The sequence below is a fragment of the Arthrobacter sp. PL16 genome (genome assembly GCF_035985055.1).
Taxonomy (GTDB): domain Bacteria; phylum Actinomycetota; class Actinomycetes; order Actinomycetales; family Micrococcaceae; genus Arthrobacter_D; species Arthrobacter_D cheniae.
The window spans coordinates 458,024-478,836 of sequence record NZ_JAXCIC010000002.1; the positions used below are offsets into that span (position 1 = coordinate 458,024).

The 20,813-nt window shown below is 67.3% G+C and carries 19 protein-coding genes; 8 read left to right on the forward strand and 11 right to left on the reverse strand.

Annotated elements, in window-relative coordinates:
- Positions 1-3: 3 nt before the first annotated feature.
- From cobA to RCH21_RS05840, 8 genes are read right to left on the reverse strand one after another with little or no spacing between them, the layout of a single operon-like run.
- Positions 4-1,209, reverse strand: a complete 1,206-nt coding sequence (gene cobA, locus RCH21_RS05805; RefSeq protein ID WP_326963567.1) for a uroporphyrinogen-III C-methyltransferase — start codon at positions 1,207-1,209, stop codon at positions 4-6.
- Positions 1,206-2,168, reverse strand: coding sequence for an ABC transporter permease (locus RCH21_RS05810; RefSeq protein ID WP_326963568.1), 963 nt, complete (start codon positions 2,166-2,168; stop codon positions 1,206-1,208). The genes cobA and RCH21_RS05810 overlap by 4 nt, the downstream gene beginning before the upstream one ends.
- The gene (locus RCH21_RS05815; protein ID WP_326963569.1) at positions 2,158-2,874 is read right to left on the reverse strand and encodes an ABC transporter ATP-binding protein; all 717 of its coding nucleotides are present in this window, start codon (positions 2,872-2,874) and stop codon (positions 2,158-2,160) included. The genes RCH21_RS05810 and RCH21_RS05815 overlap by 11 nt, the downstream gene beginning before the upstream one ends.
- Complete coding sequence (locus RCH21_RS05820; protein WP_326963570.1) at positions 2,871-4,061, reverse strand: ABC transporter substrate-binding protein; 1,191 nt, start codon at positions 4,059-4,061, stop codon at positions 2,871-2,873. The genes RCH21_RS05815 and RCH21_RS05820 overlap by 4 nt, the downstream gene beginning before the upstream one ends.
- Positions 4,051-5,439, reverse strand: a complete 1,389-nt coding sequence (locus RCH21_RS05825; protein WP_326963571.1) for a sulfate adenylyltransferase subunit 1 — start codon at positions 5,437-5,439, stop codon at positions 4,051-4,053. Before RCH21_RS05825 ends, RCH21_RS05820 begins: the two co-directional genes overlap by 11 nt.
- Positions 5,439-6,368: a sulfate adenylyltransferase subunit CysD gene (cysD, locus tag RCH21_RS05830; protein ID WP_442784672.1), complete on the reverse strand. Its 930-nt coding sequence runs from the start codon at positions 6,366-6,368 to the stop codon at positions 5,439-5,441. The genes RCH21_RS05825 and cysD overlap by 1 nt, the downstream gene beginning before the upstream one ends.
- On the reverse strand, positions 6,350-7,060 hold the full coding sequence (locus tag RCH21_RS05835) for a phosphoadenylyl-sulfate reductase (protein ID WP_326963573.1): 711 nt from the start codon (positions 7,058-7,060) through the stop codon (positions 6,350-6,352). Before RCH21_RS05835 ends, cysD begins: the two co-directional genes overlap by 19 nt.
- On the reverse strand, positions 7,057-8,784 hold the full coding sequence (locus RCH21_RS05840; RefSeq protein ID WP_120147224.1) for a nitrite/sulfite reductase: 1,728 nt from the start codon (positions 8,782-8,784) through the stop codon (positions 7,057-7,059). The genes RCH21_RS05835 and RCH21_RS05840 overlap by 4 nt, the downstream gene beginning before the upstream one ends.
- Before the next feature lie 216 nt (positions 8,785-9,000).
- Between RCH21_RS05840 and fdxA the strand changes: the two genes are divergently transcribed.
- A complete protein-coding gene (gene fdxA, locus RCH21_RS05845) occupies positions 9,001-9,348 on the forward strand; it encodes a ferredoxin (protein WP_120147223.1) in 348 nt (115 codons plus the stop codon).
- An 84-nt stretch (positions 9,349-9,432) separates the two neighbouring features.
- On the forward strand, positions 9,433-10,296 hold the full coding sequence (locus tag RCH21_RS05850; RefSeq protein ID WP_326963574.1) for an MBL fold metallo-hydrolase: 864 nt from the start codon (positions 9,433-9,435) through the stop codon (positions 10,294-10,296).
- An 84-nt stretch (positions 10,297-10,380) separates the two neighbouring features.
- Here the strand turns inward: RCH21_RS05850 and RCH21_RS05855 are convergent, their stop codons facing one another.
- Positions 10,381-11,655 carry an FAD-binding protein gene (locus RCH21_RS05855; RefSeq protein WP_326963575.1) on the reverse strand — a complete coding sequence of 425 codons (1,275 nt, stop codon included), beginning with the start codon at positions 11,653-11,655 and terminating at the stop codon, positions 10,381-10,383.
- Positions 11,656-11,798: 143 nt separating this feature from the next.
- Here RCH21_RS05855 and RCH21_RS05860 point away from each other — a divergent pair, with 143 nt between their 5' ends.
- From RCH21_RS05860 to RCH21_RS05885, 6 genes are all read left to right on the forward strand, one after another.
- The gene (locus RCH21_RS05860) at positions 11,799-12,806 is read left to right on the forward strand and encodes a LacI family DNA-binding transcriptional regulator (RefSeq protein WP_326963576.1); all 1,008 of its coding nucleotides are present in this window, start codon (positions 11,799-11,801) and stop codon (positions 12,804-12,806) included.
- Between the two features lie 292 nt (positions 12,807-13,098).
- Positions 13,099-14,451, forward strand: coding sequence for an ABC transporter substrate-binding protein (locus tag RCH21_RS05865; protein ID WP_120147219.1), 1,353 nt, complete (start codon positions 13,099-13,101; stop codon positions 14,449-14,451).
- A gap of 103 nt (positions 14,452-14,554) precedes the next feature.
- Positions 14,555-15,505 carry a carbohydrate ABC transporter permease gene (locus RCH21_RS05870; protein ID WP_326963577.1) on the forward strand — a complete coding sequence of 317 codons (951 nt, stop codon included), beginning with the start codon at positions 14,555-14,557 and terminating at the stop codon, positions 15,503-15,505.
- 3 nt (positions 15,506-15,508) lie between these two features.
- The gene (locus RCH21_RS05875) at positions 15,509-16,435 is read left to right on the forward strand and encodes a carbohydrate ABC transporter permease (RefSeq protein ID WP_120147217.1); all 927 of its coding nucleotides are present in this window, start codon (positions 15,509-15,511) and stop codon (positions 16,433-16,435) included.
- 48 nt (positions 16,436-16,483) lie between these two features.
- Positions 16,484-17,995: an arabinosylfuranosidase ArfA gene (arfA, locus tag RCH21_RS05880; protein WP_326963578.1), complete on the forward strand. Its 1,512-nt coding sequence runs from the start codon at positions 16,484-16,486 to the stop codon at positions 17,993-17,995.
- Positions 17,992-18,900: an aldose 1-epimerase family protein gene (locus tag RCH21_RS05885; RefSeq protein WP_120147215.1), complete on the forward strand. Its 909-nt coding sequence runs from the start codon at positions 17,992-17,994 to the stop codon at positions 18,898-18,900. Before arfA ends, RCH21_RS05885 begins: the two co-directional genes overlap by 4 nt.
- A 46-nt stretch (positions 18,901-18,946) precedes the next feature.
- On the opposite strand, the gene RCH21_RS05890 is transcribed toward RCH21_RS05885, so the two are convergent.
- Together RCH21_RS05890 and RCH21_RS05895 are read right to left on the reverse strand one after the other, a co-directional pair.
- Entirely contained in the window at positions 18,947-19,615 is a 669-nt protein-coding gene (locus RCH21_RS05890; protein WP_326963793.1) for an AAA family ATPase, read from the reverse strand.
- Positions 19,616-19,642: 27 nt separating this feature from the next.
- Complete coding sequence (locus tag RCH21_RS05895) at positions 19,643-20,731, reverse strand: NAD-dependent epimerase/dehydratase family protein (protein WP_326963579.1); 1,089 nt, start codon at positions 20,729-20,731, stop codon at positions 19,643-19,645.
- Between the last annotated feature and the right edge of the window lie 82 nt (positions 20,732-20,813).

The following is a 20,813-nucleotide window of genomic DNA, read 5'->3' on the forward strand; positions in this document are numbered from 1 at the left end:
GGGTCAGGGCAGAAAGTGTGGGGAGAGTGCGACGACGTCGCCCACCACGATGACGGCAGGAGCACGGACGCCGATGGCTTCGGCGCGGTCCGCGATGGTGTCGAGCGTTCCGGTGGTGACGCGCTGGGTGGGCAGCCAACCGTCCTCGATGACAGCCACGGGGGTTCCAGCAGCGCGTCCGCCGTCGATCAGGGTCCGGGCGGATCGTCGGAGGAGGGAGACCCCCATGAGGAGGATCAGCGTGTGGTCGCTGCCCCGCGGGATGAGCCCGATCTGCTGGGTCAGGCCCTCGTGGCCGGTCAGGACACTGAACCCCTTCGCGACGCCGCGGTGGGTGACGGGAATTCCGGCGGCGGCAGGAACCGAGATCGCCGACGTGACACCGGGCACTACTTCCACGGATACTCCGTGCTCCCGGCAGTACTGTTCCTCTTCTCCGCCCCGGCCCAGCACATAGGGGTCACCGCCCTTCAGCCGGACCACGAGGTGGCCGAGGAGCGCCTGTTCCACCAGGATGGCGTTGATCTCCGATTGCGGTACGGGGTGGTGCCCGGGCATCTTGCCCACGTCGATGAGCTGGACCTCCGGTGCGAGGTCGGCGAGCACGGAGCGGGGCCCGAGCCGGTCGGCGACGACCACGTCCGCCTGCGCCAGCAACTGCCGGCCGCGGGACGTGATCAGGCCTGCAACCCCCGGTCCGCCGCCTACGAGTGCGACCCTCCCGGCTTCGCCGAGGTTCTTCCGACGACGCCGCAGCGGCAGGACACCGGTCTCGAGAGCCGCGGCCACGCCGTCGCGCAGGGCCATGGCCCGCTGGGGATCCCCGTCGGTGTTGACCGCTACCGTGACGCCGTCGAGCGATGCCACGGCGGGGACCCACGCAGTGGAGTTCGCGGAATCCCCACCCTTGACGCACCAGATGCGCGCGGCGTCGGCATCCGCGGCAATGGCGTCCTGGACATGGCTGCTGCCGCAATGGGCCAGCACCAGCCATGCGCCGTCGAGGTCGCCGGGTGAATAGCTCCGGGCTTCCCATTCCAGGGCCCCCGCCGCTGCGAGTTCCCGGACGTCCTCGCACGCGTCAGGCGCGATGACCGTGATGAGGGCTCCGTCCGCGACCAGCGCGGGTATGCGGCGTGCGGCCACCGGTCCGCCGCCCACCACGAGGACCTTCCTGCCCTTCAGCTGGAGACCGAGGGGATAGGTCATGAGGTACCTGCCACGAGGAGCCCGCGACGCCTGAGCAGGCGGCGTTCCAGCGGCCCGAAAAGGAGCAGTTCCACCACCACCCCGATCGACAGGATGATCAGGACAGCCGCCATCACCACCGCCATGTCGGACAGCACGCGGCCCTGCTCCAGCAGGCCACCGAGACCGAAGCCGAGGGCTCCGCCGGTGGCGATGATCTCCGCGGCCATCAGCGAGCGCCAGGAGAAGGCCCAACCCTGCTTCAGCCCGGCAACATACCCGGGAAGCGCCGCCGGCAGGACGATCTTCAGCACGAGGACCCACCGTCCGGCTCCCAGGACGTGGCCTACCCGGCGGTACTGGTCGGGCACCTGGTCGACGCCGGAAATCAGTCCGTTGACGATGGAGGGCACGGCACCCATCAGGACCACGAAGTACACGGTGGCATCACTCAGGCCGAACCAGATGATGGCGGCCGGCACCCAGGCCACCGAGGGCAAGACCTGCAGGCCGGAAATGATGGGGCCGAAGGCGCCCCGTAGGAACCTGCTCTGGACGAGCAGCAGGCCGATCGGAGTGGCGATCAGGACAGCGATGGCGAAGCCCGCGAACCCGCGCTCCAGGCTGGTCAGGATGACCGCTTGCGCCTGCCCGTCAGCGAGAAGGTCGCGGAGCGTTCCGAGGACTTCGGCGGGACCGGGGAGCACGTCGGGTCGCGGCCTCACCAGCCAGACGTACATCTGCCAGACGTAGATCACCGCTCCGACCGCGGCGAGGGGCAACAGGGTCCTGGCCACCCGGGAGGACCACCCGATGGGAGGAACAGTCTGCTGCTGGAGGGCATCGAGGCCGGCGTCGAGTTCCCGGCCCGCATGTGCTTCCGGATCAGGATCCGGAATCGGGGTGGGGGGTTGCGCCCGCAGGTCCGCGACGGGGGCTCCGGAGGCGGAGGACACGGTAGTGCGCGTCTCAGCTTGCATGGCGGCGGATCTCCTTCCGAAGTTCGGCGGTGATGTGCGTCGTCAGGGCTGCCGCGTCCTGGCCGGTGGTGGACCATTCGCCGACCACCCTGCCCGGCCGTGACGACATCAGCAGCACCCGCTGACCAAGGAGAACGGCCTCGCGGACGTTGTGGGTGATGAAGATGATGGTGCGGCCCGTCTCCCGCCACACGCGCAGCAACTCCTCGTGCAGCAGGTCGCGCGTAATCGCGTCGAGCGCCGCGAAGGGTTCGTCCATGAGCAGGGCTTCCCGGTCCTGTGCGAGTGACCGGGCCAGCGCGACCCGCTGGCGCATGCCGCCGGACAGCTCGTGGGGTTTCTTGTGGGCGGCGTCGGTGAGGTGCACCACGTCGAGGAGGCGTGCCGCCTCGATGCTTCGTCGGAGCCGTGGAACCCCCCGCAGTTCGAGCGCCAATTCCACGTTGCCCTGGGCGGAGAGCCAGGGGAACAGGGACGCGTCCTGGAACATGAACGCGACCTTGGGTGCGGAGATGGAGCCCGAAGTCGGCCGCTCGAGACCGGCGATGAGGTTGAGCATCGTCGACTTCCCACAGCCCGATGCGCCGAGGAGTGTGACGAATTCACCCGGTGCCACGTCGAGATCCACGGAGTCGAGGACCAAGGGACCCAGCGGCGAGAAGCGTTTGGACAGTTCTTTGATGGCGATGCAGGGCGCTTCACTCATGAGGATCCGTCACCCTCCCGCTGCGCGGTCGCCGGAATCGGATCGAGTGCCGATTCCGCGCGTACCTCGTTGAGGAGTGTCAGGTCCACGAGGCCATCGATGTCGTACTCCGTGGCGGTACCTGCAGCAATGCCGTCAGCGAGAAGCTGTTCCAGTGAGTTGCTCAGGGGGTCCTGCGTGAATTCGAGGTGGCTGAGAGCCCTGCCCATCACGGCGTCGGGTAGTGGTTTGGCCTGCGCCAACTCGAGGCCCCGGTTCAGCACCTGCGCGGCCTCTGCGGCGTTCCCGGCTTCCCCGGTCTTCGCGGCCAGCCATTCCACGGCGCGCAACTCACCCCGGAGGAGGGCTTTGACCTGCTCGGGGTGCCTGGTCAGATAGTCCGCGGCCACGACCAGCAGGGTGGTGGGAAACCGTCCACCCGGCCAGAGGTCCTTTTCGTCCACGAGGACCGTGCCACCCGCCTCCAGGACGAGACGGGCTGCCCATGGTTCAGGAACCCATGCTCCGTCGAGGTCGCCGCTCGAGAAGAGCTGCAGGGACAGGGCATTCTCGGTGGGGGTGATGAGAACGTCACCGGGGTCGCCGGTACCGGTTGTCAGACCGTTGTCCGACAGCCAGGTACGCAGCGCCACGTCCTGCGTATTACCGAGCTGGGGTGTCGCGAGGGTTGCACCGCGCAGGTCCTCCGGCTCGTCGATACCGGCGCGCACCACGAGTTGCGCACCCCCGGACGTGGCTCCTGCCACGACCCGTAGGGATTCGCCCTCGCTCTGGATGAAGGAGTTGATGGCCGGGTTCGGGCCGATGAAGGTCGCGTCGATGGCCCCCGCGTTCAGTGCCTCGATAGCCGCCGGGCCCGCGTTGAAGGCATGGGTGCTCAGGCTCGTGCTGCCCAGCTCATCGTCGAAGATGCCCGCCTCGAGCCCCACGAGGGCCGGGGCATGGGTGAGGTTGCCGAAGTAACCGAGCCGGAGCTCCTCCGCCTCCGAGACCGGCTGGGCTGCGGGAACGCTGGAGGCCGCCCGCTGGGAGGAGGCGTAGGCGGCGACGGCTGCACCGGCGGCCACCGTGATGACGAGGCATGCCGAAAGCACCGTCTCCACGACCCGGTTCCGCAGGACGCGGCCCCGCCCTGACGGTCGTGGGGGCAGGTTCTCATTGACCGGTACGGGAATCTCAGGAGGCATCGGGTTCCTTCGAGGAACCGGTATCGCCCGTGGTCGCGGACCCTGGCCCGGTGACCAGTCCTGCGGCCAGGGTGTTTCCGTTCGCCGGGTCGATCACGAGGAATGAGCCGGTATGACGCGATTCGGCGTAGGAGTCGACCGGCAGCGGTGAGGCGACCCGAAGGCGCACGGTACCGATGTCGTTGAGGTCGAGTCGGGAGGCCGGTTGCTCGGTGAATGTGGTGAGATCCAGCCGCCCGAGGATGTCCTGCACGATTCCCCGCACCGTCGAGCTGCCGTGTTTGATGAGCACCCCGGCGCCGGGGTGGAGGGTTCCGGGCGAGAGCCAGCACAGCGAACCCTGGATGTCCTGGCTGCTCTTCCCGCTCGTACCGGGAGCGGCCAGCAGATCCCCGCGCGAGATGTCGAGATCCTCCCTGAGCCGGAGGACCACGGACTGGGGTGCGAAGGCTTCGTCGAGGTGCTCACCGGCCATGTCGATCCCTGACACCACGGTGCTCCGCTGTCCCGGAAGCACTGTAAGGGTGTCGCCCACGCGGACGGTGCCTGCGACGATCTGTCCGGCATAGCCGCGGTAATCGCGGTACGTCGCGGGGTCGAGTCCCGGTGCGAGGGCGCCCTGGGGGCGGAGGACGGTCTGCACGGGGAAGCGGAAGGACTCGCTGCCCGTCTCGAGGTCGGCCAGTGCGGGCAGCTCCTCCAGGATCTCGAGGAGGGACGGGCCGCCGTACCAGGGTGTGCGCTCCGAGCGACCGACGATGTTGTCCCCCACCAGGGCAGAGACGGGCACCACCGTCAGATTCGTCTCTCCCAGGTCGGCGGCCGCGAGCTGCAACTCCGCCTCCACGCTGCGGAACCGGGCCTCGCTGTAGTCCACGAGGTCGATCTTGTTGACGGCGGCGATGAGGTTGGGCACGCGCAGGAGCCGCGCCACGGCGAGATGCCGGCGGGTTTGTTCGAGGACGCCCTTGCGTACATCGATGAGCACGACGACGGCGTCCGCGGTGGAGGCACCGGTCACCGTGTTCCTGGTGTACTGCACGTGCCCGGGGCAGTCCGCGAGGATGAAGGAGCGGTTCGCCGTCGCGAAGTACCTGTAGGCGACATCGATAGTGATGCCCTGCTCGCGCTCGGCGCGCAGTCCGTCCGTGAGCAGGGCGAGGTCGAGCTGCTGCACCCCGCCGACCGGGGCGCCACCGAAACCACGTTCGGCGGAAGTACGCTCGATGGCGTCGAGCTGGTCGGCCAGGACCGATTTGCTGTCATGCAGCAGCCGTCCGACCAGCGTCGACTTCCCGTCGTCGACCGAGCCTGCCGTAGCGAAGCGGAAAAGGGATGCGGTGGAAAGTGCCGTGCCGTTGTCGGTCAGGGTGGTCATCAGAAGTACCCGTCTTTCTTTCGGTCCTCCATGGCGGCTTCGGAGATGCGGTCGTCGGCACGGGTGGCGCCGCGTTCGGTGATGGTGCTGAGCGCCACTTCACGGACCACTGCGGCAGCGGAGGCCGCCTCGGATTCGACGGCACCGGTGCAGGACATGTCGCCGACGGTGCGGTAACGGACGGTCCGGACCTGCACCTGCTCGCCAGGCGCAGGCTGGGATACTTCTCCCACGGCGCGCCACATCCCGTCGCGCTGGAAGACTTCGCGGGGATGCGCGTAGTACAGGGGAGGCAGGATGATGTCCTCGCGTTCGATATACCGCCAGATGTCGAGCTCGGTCCAGTTGGAGATGGGAAAGGCCCTCACATGCTGGCCGACGGTGTGCCGCCCGTTGTAGAGCTTCCAGAGTTCCGGGCGCTGGTTCCGGGGATCCCATTGGCCGAACTCGTCACGCAGCGAGAGGATGCGCTCCTTGGCCCTTGCCTTGTCCTCGTCGCGGCGGCCTCCACCGAAGACCGCGTCAAAGCGGTTGGTCCTGATGGCATCGAGCAGCGGCTGGGTCTGCAGCGGATTCCGCGTGCCGTCCGCCCGCTCGGCGAGCCGCCCGTCGTCGATATAGTCCTGCACCGATCCCACGACGAGGCGGAGCCCCAACCGCTCCACGGTGTCGTCGCGGAAGTCGAGGACCTCGGGGAAGTTGTGCCCGGTGTCGATGTGGAGCACGGGGAAGGGGACCCGCCCGGGCCAGAATGCCTTCGCCGCGAGGTGCAGCATCACCACCGAATCCTTCCCCCCGCTGAACAGCAGCGCGGGTCGCTCGAATTCGGCGAATACCTCGCGCAGGATGTGGATCGCTTCGGATTCGAGGGTATCGAGGCTGGAAAGGACGCGGTTCCCGGTATAGGTGCTCACTGGTGTATCCCGCATTCTGTCTTGGCGAGGCCGGCCCAGCGGCCGGCTCGCGGGTCTTCTCCCGGGGCGACGGGTCGCGTGCAGGGATGGCAGCCGATCGAGGGGTAGCCGTTGGACAGCAGCAGGTTGACGGGGACCCGATGCAGCTGGGCGTAGTCGAGGAGCGCATCGAAGGTCCAGGCAGCCAACGGGTTCACCTTCACGAGGTCATGGAGCGGATCCCACGTCACCAGGGGAGTATTGGTGCGCGTGGGAGCCTCATCGCGGCGTACCCCGGTGAACCAGACCTCGTAGCCCGCCAGCGCGCTCTTCAGGGGACCCATTTTCCGCAGTGCACAGCACTGCGCCGGATCGGTCGCGAACAGATCTTTGCCTGACGTACGGTCCTGCTCCTCCACGGTCAGTGCCGGCAGGACATCCACGAGGTTGATGTCGAAGGTTGCCGCCACTTCGTTGCGCGTGGCAATGGTTTCGGGGAAGTGGTAGCCCGTCTCGAGAAACAGGACGTCGACGCCGGGAAGCTGCTGGGAGACGAGATGGGGCAGTACGGCGTCGGCCATGGAACTGGCCACTGCCACGGTCCGCACGGGAAATTCCCGCGCCACCCAGGCCACGACGTCGGCGGACGATGAGTCCCAGCCGAGCTCCTCATTGCCCCGTCCGGCGAGCGCCTGCAGCGCCTCGCTGGTGCGCAGTCTCCCTGTCATAGCAGTGCTCCTTCGTCGGCGCGGTGCGTCCACTCCGCAAATGTCTCGGACAGGTGCCGGTCGGCGACGAAACGGCGTACCAGCCGTTCCACGTACTCGGGAAGATCATCGGCGGTGACTTTGAGGCCGCGGACAGTGCGTCCCAGACCGGCTTCCTCACGATCCAGGGAGGCCAGACCGCCGCCGAGGTGGACCTGGAAACCAGGAGACTGGCCGCCGTCGCCGTCGGGTAGTAGTTGACCCTTCAGCCCGATGTCCGCCGTCTGGATGCGGGCACAGGAATTGGGGCACCCGTTCACGTGGAGGGAGAGCCGCTCCGGCAGCACCCCGGATTCGGCGAGATCCGCGAGCCGCGTCTCGAGCTCGGCCACCGCTGTCGCTGCTGTGATCTTGGTTTCCACGATGGCCAGCTTGCAGAACTCGATCCCCGTGCAGGCGATGGAGGAACGCCGGAACACCGACGGCTTCGGGGTGAGGCCCAGGGCTTCCAGGCCATCAACCAGGGAGTCGAGTTGATGCTCGGGGACATCGAGGAGGACCAGCTTCTGGTGGGGGGTGGTGCGGAGCCGCCCCGACCCATGGTCCTCGAGCAACGCCGCGAGTGAGGTGAGGGTGGCGCCGGAGACCCGTCCGACGACCGGCGATACCCCGATGAAGTACCGTCCGTCCTTCTGCCGATGAATTCCGACGTGGTCACCGGGCGTCGAGGGCTTCGCGGCCGGTGGTCCGTCGGTCAGCCGATACCCGAGGTACTCCTCCTCGAGGACGTCGCGGAACCTGTCCGTACCCCAGTCAGCTAGCAGGAACTTGAGTCTCGCCTTGGTCCTCAGCCTGCGGTAGCCGTAGTCACGGAAGATCTTGGTGATGCCTACCCAGACGTCGGCAACCTGATGGGGCTGGACGAACGCGCCGAGGCGCTCCGCCAGCCGGGGCGTGACGGAGAGGGCGCCTCCGACCCAGAGGTCGTAGCCCGGTCCGAGTTCTGGATGGACCATCCCCACGAAGGCGACGTCGTTGATCTCGTGCACCACGTCCTGGCTGGGATGGCCCGTGATCGCCGTCTTGAACTTCCGGGGGAGGTTGGCCAGTTCCGGGTCCCCGATGAAGCGCTTCGCCAGTTCTTCGATAGCGGGGGTGGGATCGATGATCTCATCGGCGGCGATACCGGCGACGGGCGAACCGAGGATGACCCGGGGTACGTCACCGCAGGCCTCGGTGGTCGAGAGACCGGCGTCCTCCAGGCGGCGCCAGATCTCCGGCACATCCTCGACGCGGATCCAGTGCAGCTGGATGTTCTGGCGATCGGTCAGGTCAGCTGTTCCCCGTCCGAAGTCCGTGGAGATCTCGCCGATGACGCGTAACTGATGAGTCGTGAGGGAGCCGCCGTCGATACGCACCCGCAACATGAAGTACTTGTCCTCGAGCTCGTGAGGTTCAAGGGTTGCGGTCTTTCCGCCGTCGATGCCCGGTCTCCGCTGGGTGTAGAGCCCCCACCAGCGGAAGCGCCCGTGGAGGTCGGTCTTCTCGATCGAGTCGAAGCCCCGTTTCGAGTACACCTGCTCGATGCGTTCCCGCACATTCAGGCCGCCGTCCTCCTGTTTCCACGCCTCATTCGCGTTCAGGGGGGCGGTTCCGTCGACCCTCCACTGACCGTGGGGTCTGCCCGGTCTGGTTGCACCGGACCGGCCCTGTGTGTTCGTAGCGGCTGCTGTTGAACTCGTCATACAGGGACAGTACGGGGACGCTGACCCTGGTCAGGAGTTGGGTGTCCCGGCCCTTCACCGGGGGCCGCACGACGTAACACGCCGACGCACCACGTCATGGGACGCCACGGGAAGCCTCCCTCGATGAACCCTCACCGGTCATGCGTACGCTGGTGTTCAGTACCGGCTGGCGAACGTCGATGCCCGGCCCGCAACGCTCGAGGAAGGGCATCGGAAGTGACCTACGTGATTGCGCAGCCGTGCGTGGATGTCAAGGACAAGGCCTGTATCGAGGAGTGCCCTGTCGACTGCATCTACGAGGGCGAACGGTCGCTCTACATCCACCCCGATGAGTGCGTGGACTGCGGGGCGTGCGAGCCCGTGTGCCCCGTCGAGGCGATCTACTACGAGGACGACACCCCCGAGCAGTGGGCCGAGTACTACAAGGCCAACGTGGAGTTCTTCGACGTGCCCGCCCCCACCGGCCCGGCCCTCGGATCACCCGGCGGAGCGGCGAAGGTCGGCAACACGGGCTTCGACCACCCGATCATCGCGGTCCTCCCGCCCCAGAACCAGCCCGCCTAGGTGGCGTCCGGGGGCTAGGCAGCACATCCTGCCCGACCGCGTGCCCACCTACACTGGGAGTCCTGCCGTTACCGAAAGGACCCCATGACCGACGACGCCCCCAGCGCCGCGACCCGCAACCCCTGGCGTGAGCTCGCGCCGGGCATCTACCTGCTGCGCACAGCCGGCTTCCGGATGAACGTCGGGCTCGTCGTCGGGACGGAGCGAGCGCTGGTCGTCGATACCGGAGCCGGGCCCATCGGAGCGGCGGAGATCTATTCGCACGTCCGGGACGTCACCGGTCTGCCCCTGCTCGTCGTGAACACGCACGCCCATGCCCATCACTTCTTCGGGAACGGGTACTTCGCAGCCCAGGGCGTCGAGGAGTTCTGGGCCACGTCGCGCTGCGGCACGGTGCAGGGTGAGACGGGTGAGGAGCAGCGCACGCTGGTCGCCGCCGTCGAACCCGCCATGGGCGCGGGCGGCGGCAGGCATACCGACGTCGTCCCGGCGAACCGCCTCGTGGAGGGCACACCCGTGGACATCGACCTCGGCGACATGTCCGTGACGCTGTTCCACCTCGGCCGCGGCCATACCGACCACGACCTGCTGGTAGGAGCGGGCAGCGTCCTCTTCACGGGTGACCTCGTGGAGGAGGGTGCCGACCCGGCGTTCGATGACTCGTTCCCCGCGGACTGGATCCGCACGCTCGGCAAGATGGTGGCGCTCGAGGACCTCTACGACGTCTTCGTGCCCGGTCACGGCGAGCCCGTGTCCGTGGCCGAGGTCATCACCCAGATGAACAAGATGCGCAGCGCCGTCCGGGTGACGCGTCTCGCCATGGACGAGGCCTCGCTCGACGTGACGAAGGCGATCCCGATCCTGCCGTACGGCCCTGAGCAATCGCGTGCCCTGCTGATCAGGCTCCGCACCCTCGCTCACTGGAACTGGCTGACGCGCAAGCACTAGCCTGCGTCGTCGGGCTTATCCCGTCCTGAGCCGAGCTGCTGGAGCTCCTCGGAGCCGGGCGGCCAGGAGCGGTGGGCCGACGGACTAGGCCGGCTCCCCGAACATCGTGCGGTCGAGGAAGGCGTTGCGGAACTTACCCTCGGGGTCCGTCCTGCGCGCAAGGGCCTGGAAGTCTCCGAAGCGGGGGTAGAGCGGCGCCAGCTGGGCAGCATCCATCGTGAAGAGCTTGCCCCAGTGCGGTCGCATGGCGAACGGTGCGAGGGCTGCCTCGATCTCCGGCAGCAACTCCTCGACCTGCGGCTGCGCAGGCTTCCAGGTGAAGTGGAGGCCGATTCCGGCGCGCTGGTAGTTGTTGCTGAGCCACAGTTCGTCGGCGGCCATCGAGCGCACCTCGGAGACCTGCAGGAGCGGCGTGATCCGTGGCGCCAGGGCTCGCATCGCAGCGATGGCCCCGACGGCGTGCTCGCGTCCCACGAGGTACTCGGTCTGCAGTTCCTCCCCGTTACTGGGGGTGAAGGCGAGACGGAAGTGCGCCAGACGGTCCGACCACGGTCCGGGGACGCCGAACTGTTGCGTGCAGTGGTCCGCTGCCACTCCGGGCACGGGGTGGTACGCGCGGTCCGCCGCCGATCCGCCGTAGAACTGATCCGGGGCGGCCGAGCCGCTGTCCATCCTGCTCTTGAGCCAGGCCTGGCCGATGGTGTCCCCGGACCAGTCCGTGAAGAGGCTGACGCTGTAGGCGGAGGAGGTGGCGGCGTCGTAGTCCGCCAGCACCGCATCCCACGGGACGTCGGTGAAGACGTCCTGGCGGACGTCGAAGGACGGCTCGATGCGGAGGGTCGCGCGGTGGACGATGCCGAGCGCGCCGAGACCGACCACCATGCCGTCGAAATCCTCGTCGCCCTTCGAGACGGTCAGGACATCACCGGACGCCGTGACGAGCTCGAGCGCGACGACGGCGGTAGCGAGGTTGCCGTTCCCGTCACCCGAGCCGTGCGTCGCCGTGGCGACGGCTCCGCCGATCGAGATGTGGGGGAGGGATGCGAGGTTGTGCAGGGCGAAACCGCGGCGCTGCAGGTGTTCGGCGAGGACACCGTAACGGACGCCGGCACTCACCGTCACGGTGAGTGCGGCCTCGTCGATCTCCACTGCGGGGTCGAGTACATCCAGGGACACGAGGGTCCCCGGCGTGTCCGCGATGTCGTTGAACGAATGGCGGGAGCCGAGCGCACTGACGCGGGTGGCCCCGGCGACCGCGCGCTGGAGTTCGGCGAGCGTGGTGGGGTGCTCGATCGTCCGGGCGGAGTACTCGTAGTTGCCTGCCCAGTTGAGCCTGTCCCGTACCTGTTCCTCGATCATGGCAGTCCTTGTCTGGCTGGTATCGCGACGGCGAGAATGAAAGCTGCGGTACCCGTGCGATGAAGTCCCGCTCATCCTACAACGTTGTAGACTCGCTTCACGCGTGACGTACAGGGCATCACCGTTTGGATCGAGGGAGCGGTATGGCGGCCACACTGAAGGACGTTGCGCTGGCAGCCGGCGTCTCGATCAAGACAGTTTCCAACGTCATCAACGACTACCAGCACATCCGCGCGGAAACCAAGCAGCGGGTCATGGAAGCCATCTCGGAACTCGGGTACAGCCCCAACCTCTCTGCACGCAGCCTGCGCTCGGGCAAGACCGGCGTGATCGGTCTCGCTGTCCCGGAACTCTCCCTGAGCTACTTCGCCGAACTGGCGGACTCGATCATCAAGGCAGCCGAGCGGCGCGGGCTCAAGGTGCTCATCGAGCAGACCGGGGGCGACCGCGCCCATGAGCTGGAGATCCTGTCCAGTCCGCGGCTCCAGATGACCGACGGACTGCTGTTCAGTCCGCTCGGGATGTCCAACGAGGACGCGCACCACCTGAACGTCAACTTCCCGCTGGTCCTGCTCGGGGAGAGGATCTTCGGCGGCCCCACGGACCACGTGACCATGAGCAACGTGGAGTCCGCCAGGGCTGCTACGGCGCACCTGATCTCAAAGGGGCGGCGCCGCATCGCCGTCGTCGGAGGGCACGAGGGCGAAGTGATCGGTTCCGCCGGGCTCCGTCTGCGCGGCTACCAGCAGGCGCTCGAGGAGGCCGGCATTCCGTTCGACCCCTCGCTCGTGGGGTATACGACCTTCTGGCACCGGGCCAACGGGGCCACGACCATGAAGGCGCTGCTCGAGTCCGGTGTGGAGTTCGACGCCATGTTCGGGATGAACGACACGTTGGCCCTCGGCGCCATGCGCGTGCTGCAGGAAGCCGGGCGCCGCATCCCGGACGACGTCGCCGTCATCGGCTTCGACGACCTCGACGAAGGGCGGTACTCCCTACCCACACTGTCCACGATCGCCCCGGGCAGGGACGAGATCGCCGACACCGCTGTCCGCGTCCTTCAGGAGCGGATCTCCGGACCGGACAGCGATGTGCCGCCGCGGGAGTTCGAGGCACATTTCCAGGTCATCGAACGGGAGTCCTCCGCCTGACCGGGTAACGGACCGTCTTGCGCGCCGGATTCTGCCGGGGCTGCTTGACAGTGACCCGCCTCACTCTGCATGCTTCTTCTACATCGTTTACCTACAACGATGTAAACGACGGAACCGGCACTTGTGGAGAGCCTTGCCTGGCAAGGCGGACCTGCAGGAGGACGGCCCCGGATCAAGGAAGATTCGAGCGGACACAATACCTTGTGCCCTGGCGATCCTCCTCCCTGCAGCACCTGGACAGACCGCCCCGGCGGACCACGGTGGAAGCCCACCGCGAGAGGAAGCAAGAGATATGAAAGCCAAGTTCCTGGCAACAGCCGGCATCGTCGCCGCCACTGCCGTAGCACTGACCGGCTGCTCTGGAGGCAGCGGAAGCGGCGGGGGAGGCGGCTCGGAAGAGGCGTCCTGCACCAACACCATCGTGAACGCCGAAGCACCCCAGGTCACGGTCTGGGCCTGGTATCCCGCGTTCAACGAGGTCGTCGACCAGTTCAACAACGCCAACGACGACGTCCAGATCTGCTGGACCAACGCGGGCCAGGGCAACGACGAGTACACGAAGTTCTCCACCTCCATCGAGTCCGGCTCCGGCGCCCCCGACGTCATCCAGCTCGAATCCGAGGTCCTCTCCAGCTTCACCATCCGTGATGCCCTCGTGGACCTCACGGAGTTCGGTGCCAATGACGTCAAGGCGGACTACGCCGAGGGCGCTTGGGAGGATGCGAGCAGCGGCGACGCCGTCTACGCGATCCCGGTCGACGGCGGGCCTATGGGCATGCTCTACCGCCAGGACCTCTTCGACGCGGCCGGCATCCAGGTGCCGACCACCTGGGAAGAGTTCGAGGCCGCGGCCCGGAAGCTGAAGGAGTCCGGCGGTGGCGCTGTCATCGGCGACTTCCCGACCAACGGACGCGCCTTCAACCAGGCTCTTTTCGCCCAGGCAGGTTCCGTTCCGTTCGAGTACGACTCCGCGAACCCGCAGGAGATCGGCATCAAGGTGAACGACGAGGGCGCCAAGCAGGTCCTCGAGTACTGGGACGGCCTCGTGAAGGACGGCCTCGTCGCTACCGATGACGCCTTCACGGCCGACTACAACACCAAGCTCGTCGACGGCTCCTACGCCGTCTACCTTGCGGCGGCCTGGGGCCCCGGATACCTGCAGGGCCTGTCCGACGCCGATCCGACCGCCGTCTGGCGTGCGGCACCGCTGCCGCAGTGGGATGCAGCCAACCCCGTCCAGGTGAACTGGGGCGGCTCCACCTTCGCCGTCACGGAGCAGGCGAAGGACAAGGAACTCGCCGCGAAGGTCGCCATGGGCATCTTCGGTAACGAGGAGGGCATGAACCTCGGTGTGGACAAGGGAGCACTCTTCCCGTCCTACGCCCCGGTCCTCGACTCCCCGGAGTTCGCTGACAAGGAGTACGAGTTCTTCGGCGGACAGCAGATCAACAAGGATGTGTTCCTCGACGCTGCTGCGGGCTACGAGGGCGCGACGTTCAGCCCGTTCCAGAACTACGCCTACGACCAGCTCACCGAGCAGCTCTACGCGATGGTGCAGGGCGAGAAGGACGCCGGCAAGGCGCTCGACGACCTCCAGGTATCGCTGGAGCAGTACGCGACCGAGCAGGGCTTCACTCTGAAGTAGACCGCCGTCGGAAGGTGCCCGCTTGCGTGGCGGGCACCTTCCCTCCGCTCCCGATGGAGTCCGTCCACCGCACATCCTTCCCATAGCTCGAGGAAAGACCACCATGGCCACGACCACCGCGCCGACGTCGTCACACCCCGCCGAGGCACCCAACGAGGTCAAGCACCGTCCGGACAGGAACTACCGGCGCAAGCAGCGCTGGGGGTGGCTGTTCGTGGCGCCCTTCGCCCTCATCTTCCTGACCTTCCTCATTCTTCCGCTGGTCTTCGCCTTCCGGATGAGTCTGTTCACCAGCACTCTCGCGACCGGCAACAAATTCGTCGGCGGAGACAACTACATCAAGGCGTTCTCGGATCCGATCTTCCTTCAGGGCCTCGGCACGGTGGCGAAGTTCGCCCTGATCATGATCCCGGCCCAGATGCTCGTGGCTCTCGTGGCGGCCCTCGTCCTCGACAACCTGGCCACCTGGGCGTCCAAGTTCTCGCGTCTCATGATCTTCATCCCCTACGCGATCCCCGTCGTCATCGGCGCCCTGATGTGGGGCTTCCTCTACAGCCCACGGTTCGGTCCGGCCAGTTCCATCTTCGGCATCTTCGGACTGGCTGCACCGGAATTCTTGGCACAGGACAACATCTTCGGCAGCCTGGTGAACATCGTCACCTGGCAGTGGGCCGGCTACTACATGATCATCATCTACGCCGCCCTGAGGGGCATCGACCCCGGGATCTACGAGGCGGCCGTGCTCGACGGCGCCTCCGACCGGCAGATCGCCCTGCGCATCAAGGTCCCGATGATCTCGTCCTCCCTGGTCATGGTGGTGATCTTCGCCCTGATCGGCACTCTCCAGTTCTTCACCGAACCGCAGGTCCTGAGGGGAGTGGCGCAGGGAGCCATCTCTACGTCGTACACACCGAACATGTACGCCTTCTCGCTGGCTTTCTCCTACAGCCAGTTCAACTACGCCTCCGCCATCTCCTTCGCGCTCGGCATCGTCGTGTTCGTCTTCTCCTTCATCTTCCTCTTCCTGACCCGCAAGCAGAGCGGACTGAAATAAGCCATGGCACTCGTCACAGACACCCCACAGCGGCAGGACGGCCGGAAGGCCCGCGGCTCCGCAGCACGGAACCGGGCTCGCAACGGCGGCCCCCGCATCGGCTCGCACATCTTCCTGCTGATCCTCGTCATCTACTTCATCACCCCTCTCTGGTGGCTGACGGTCGCGAGCACCAAGGACACCGCGGGACTCTTCGGCGGCTCCGGCGGGCCCCTGTGGTTCGACAACGAATTCCACTTCTTCAGCAACCTCCAGGGCCTGTTCGAGCGCCAGGACGGCATCTACTGGCGCTGGCTCGGCAACTCGTTCCTCTACGCCATTTCCGGGGGCGTCGGCGCCACCATCCTGGCTGTCCTCGCCGGCTACGGCTTCGCGAAGTACAACTTCCGCGGACGGGCCGCCTTCTTCGGCATCCTGCTCGGGGCGGTCATGGTGCCCCTGACGGCGCTCGTCATCCCGACCTTCGTCCTCCTGAGCTCGGTCGGGCTCGTCAACACCATCTGGGCCGTCATCCTGCCCTCACTGCTGAGCCCGTTCGGCGTCTACCTCATGAGGGTCTTCGCCCAGGAGGCAGTGCCCGACGAACTCCTCGACGCCGCACGGATCGACGGCGCGGGAGAGATCCGCACGTTCTTCCAGATCGCCCTGCCGCTCCTGCGCCCGGCCATCGTGACAGTGCTCCTGCTGTCCGTCGTCGGGACCTGGAACAACTTCTTCCTCCCGCTCGCCGTCCTCAGTGACCCGCTGCTGCTCCCCGTCACGGTGGGCCTCAACGGCTGGCAGGCACTCTCCAACGCCGGCAGCGGCGGTGAAGCCCTGTGGAACCTGATCACCACGGGTGCCTTCATCTCGATCATCCCGCTGATCATCGCGTTCCTCTCCCTCCAGAAGTACTGGCAGGGCGGACTGTCGCTGGGCTCGCTCAAATAGCCCGCCTTCCGTTCCTCCATCACGCCACCACGCAGAGAAAGTAGTTTGATGCAGCACGCACGCCTCACCCTCGACCCCTCCTTCACGGTCGGGCGCATCAACCGCAACATCTTCGGCGGCTTCGTCGAACACCTCGGCCGCCACGTCTACGACGGCATCTACGAGCCCGGCCATGCGACCGCCGACGACGAGGGCTTCCGCCAGGACGTCATCGACCTCGTGAAGGAGATGGGCGTCTCGACGATCCGCTACCCCGGTGGCAACTTCGTCTCCGGGTTCCGCTGGGAGGACAGCGTCGGACCGCGCGAGGAGCGCCCCACCCGGCTGGACCTCGCCTGGCACTCCACCGAGACGAACCAGGTGGGCATGCACGAGTTCGCCTCGTGGCTACAGAAGGTCGATAGCGACCTCATGCTGGCCGTGAACCTCGGAACGCGTGGCACCTCGGAGGCACTCGATCTCCTCGAGTACTCGAACCTGCCCAAGGGCACGGCCCTCGCCGACCAGCGCATGGCCAACGGGCGCCCCGACCCGTTCGACGTCAAGATCTGGTGCCTCGGCAACGAGATGGACGGGCCCTGGCAGCTCGGCCACCGCTCTGCCGAGGACTACGGCAAGCTGGCCGCCATCACGGCTCGGGCGATGCGCCAGCTCGACCCGTCCATCGAACTCGTGGCCTGCGGCTCCTCGAGCGCCCACATGCCGACCTTCGGGGAATGGGAGCGCGTCGTCCTGTCGCACACCTACGACGTCGTCGACTACATCTCCTGCCATGCCTACTACGAGGAGAAGAACGGCGACCTCGGGTCCTTCCTCGCCTCAGCCGTCGACATGGACCATTTCATCGAGTCCGTCGTCGCCACCGCCGACCATGTGAAGGCGGTCCGCGGCAGCTCGAAGACCATCAACATCTCCTTCGACGAGTGGAACGTCTGGTACATCAGCCGCTTCGAGAACGTCGACAAGATCGAGGGCCTCGACAACTGGCCCGTGGCTCCCCGCCTGCTCGAGGACTGCTACTCCGTGGCCGACGCCGTCGTGTTCGGCAACCTGATGATCTCCCTGCTCAAGCACGCGGACCGCGTCACCTCGGCGTCGCTGGCGCAGCTCGTCAACGTGATCGCCCCGATCATGACCGAGCCCGGCGGACCGGCCTGGCGCCAGACCACGTTCTTCCCGTTCGCCATCACCTCGAAGCTCGCGCAGGGTTCCGTCCTCGAGCTCAAGCTCGACGCCGGGACCTACGAGACCGGGACCTACGGCGTCGTGCCGCTCGTGGACGCCGTGGCAACCCACGACGACGCCACCGGTTCCACCGCCGTCTTCCTCGTCAACCGGTCCCAGACCGAGGAGGTCACGGTGACCATCGACATCGCGGCGCTCAACGGGTTCAGCAGTGTGGATGCCCAGTCGCTGTACGATACGGACGTGTATGCGAAGAACACCCTTGAGGAGCCCGAGCGCGTGACCATGAAGCCCAACACCACGGCGTCGATCGACGGCGGCGCCGTCACCGTCACGCTGCCCCCGGTGTCCTGGACGGCCGTATCCCTCGCATGAACCACCCGGAATACAGGATCGAGGGCGGCGGCTACACGGCCGTCGTCCTCGGTCTCGGTGCCGCCGTCCGTGAACTCACCTTCGAGGGACGTCCGCTCGTGGTCGGCTTCGGTGCCGACGAGGAGATGCCCAACTTCCGCGGTGCCTTCGTAGCCCCGTGGCCCAACCGGATAGCGGACGGCCGCTACTCGTTCGACGGCGAGGAGTACGAGCTGGCCGTCAACGAACCCGAACGCGGTGCGGCCCTGCACGGACTCGTCTTCGACATTCCCTGGACCCTCGTGGAGCACACCGGCTCCGCCGTGACGCTGGGGTGCACCATCGAGCCGACGGAGGCGTACCCCTTCACGGTTGCTCTGCACGCACGCTTCAGTGTCGGCACGGAGGGCTTCCGGACCGACGTGACCGCCCTGAACACGGGGTCGCGTCGAGCGCCCTACGGGGTCTGCCCGCATCCGTACCTCGTCGCCGGTACCTCACCACTCGACGAGTGGGTGCTCGAACTCCCCGCCGCCACCGTCCTGACCGTCACTCCCGATCGCCTGTTGCCCGTGGCCAAGGAGTCCGTCGACGGGACGCCGTTCGACTTCCGGACGGCCCACGCGCTCGGCGACGTGCAGATCGACCACGCCTTCACCGGCCTCACGCGCGACGAATCCGGCCGGGCGACGGTCCGCGTCACCGATCCCGACCATGGGACGGGAACCGCGATGACCTGGGACGAGACCTGCGCGTGGGTGCAGATCCACACCGCGGATCTCCCCAAGAAGCCCGAGAACACGCGGCTAGGACTCGCCGTCGAGCCCATGACCTGCCCGCCGGAGGCCTTCAACAGCGGGGAGGACCTCGTGGTGCTCGAGCCCGGACAGACGCACCGCACCGGCTGGACCATCAGCGCACTGTAGGGACCTCGGCTGCGAGACGTTCGGGCGGGTCGATGCCGAGCAGCGCTCAGTACTGCGCGCGGGTGCCGTCGGTGGGGCGTCCGCCGGCTGGTCGCTGGACCAGGCTCGTCCCCGCCAGTGCCAGCAGGTCCGCCACAATGACCTCCGTGGGCCGGTCGGCATCGATGAGGGTGAAGTCCGCGAACTCCGGCAACCTCCGGTAGCCCGCGTCCAGGGCCGCGAGCCCCGAGGCCGTCTCCGAATCAGTGGCGCGTGCCGCCACCCGCGCGAGGGCGACGTCGATGGGCACATCGAAGTGCGCGACGACGTCGGGAGCGGGAAGGACGCGCTGGAGCCACGGCAGGAACACGCCCCGCCGAATCCCGCGGGCTTCCCTCAGCGCCAGCTGGCAGGGGATACCGCGGTCGAGCACCACGACGCCGTCGAACCCGCGCAGGCGCACCTCGTTCAGGAGGGCATTGGCCACCCGCACGATGGTCTCGGCGAAGTCCTGCAGCCGAGGGCCGGGAGTCCAGCCGAGAGCGTCCCACCAACCGTTCATGGTCCTGCGGCCGGCCGGGGTCTTCAGCATGACGGCGCTGCCTCCCCTCGCGAGGACGGCACTCGTCAGGTCGCGGGCTGCCGTGCTTTTGCCGGAGCCGTCGATGCCGGTCAGCAGGATACGCAGGGGTGCGCCTTTCGGGAAGAGGGTGTACCCCTTCCAACGGGAGCCCAGCCGCGACTGTTCCCGTTTCCGGGCAGCTCACAGGTGCGGACGCCCTTCCGGCGGTGAGCCGAGCTCCCCTGCTCCCGCACCACGTCGCCCGATCACCTGCCGATCACCTGCCGAGCATCTGCCGAGCACCACAGGCCGTTCCTGCAGGAGTGCGAGGAGCCCGCGCTCCTCCTGCCTCGTCAACCCGGCGCGTCGCTCACGCTCGAGCCCCCGCTCCCGTTCGTCGTCGAGCGTGTCCAGCAGCGTGGCCCGCTGGCTCCGTAGGGCGCCGCCCGTCTCGCGGAACGTGGTGTTGCTGCGCTGCGAGAAGCCGCTGGAGTCCTCGGGGAGCCACAGTGGCAGAGATCGCGGGCCGGCCCAGTAGGCCACACCCTGGTCGACCAGCCACTCCGGCGCGGCCTCCACGAGGTCGCCCGTATGACCGGCCACGGAGCGTGCCTGCGAAAGGACGTCACCGAAGGTGTGGATGTCGCCGACCGCGTTGAAGGTTCCCACAGTGCCCGCGCGGCCCGCCGAGATGGTCCACGCCGCGAGGTCCCTCACGTCGATGACCTGCACGAACCTGTCCGCGAGGGTCGGCACCAGGACATCCTCTTTTCCCGCGAGTGCGCACCGCGAGACCCAGTACCCGAACCGGTCACTGCCGTCTCCCGGACCTGCGATCAGGCCGGCCCGAACGATCAGCAGGCGGCTGCCGAGTACCGCAGCAGAATCCCGCTCGCACCGCGCCTTTGCCTTCGCGTAGTCCTCCTCGCCCTCATCACCGGGTTCGACCAGCGCAGCCGATTCGTCCGCTCCTGGGTCGGTATCGGATGCATAGACGGAACATGAGGACACCAGGGTCCAGTGCGCCGCGCGATCGGCGAGGGCTTCGAGGGCGCCCCTGACGTGGGAGACGTTCCACGAGATCTCGATGACGTCGTCCCAGTCCGCGCCCACGACGTCGTCGTACGCCCCTGCCAGGTCGCGATCGGCGACGACCAGCCGAGCGCCTGGCGGAGGTTCGCCGGCCGTCCCGCGGGCGAGGCACGTGACGTCATCGCCCGCGGCCACGAGTTGTGCCGCGAGTTCCCGGCCGAGCCACGCCGTGCCACCGAGGATCAGGATGCGTCTCATGGGATCACTGAACAGGAGCGCGGCGCGCAGGGGAAGCGCCCTCCGGGACCTCCGGTGGAGGCGAAGTGGCGCAAGCGGGGCC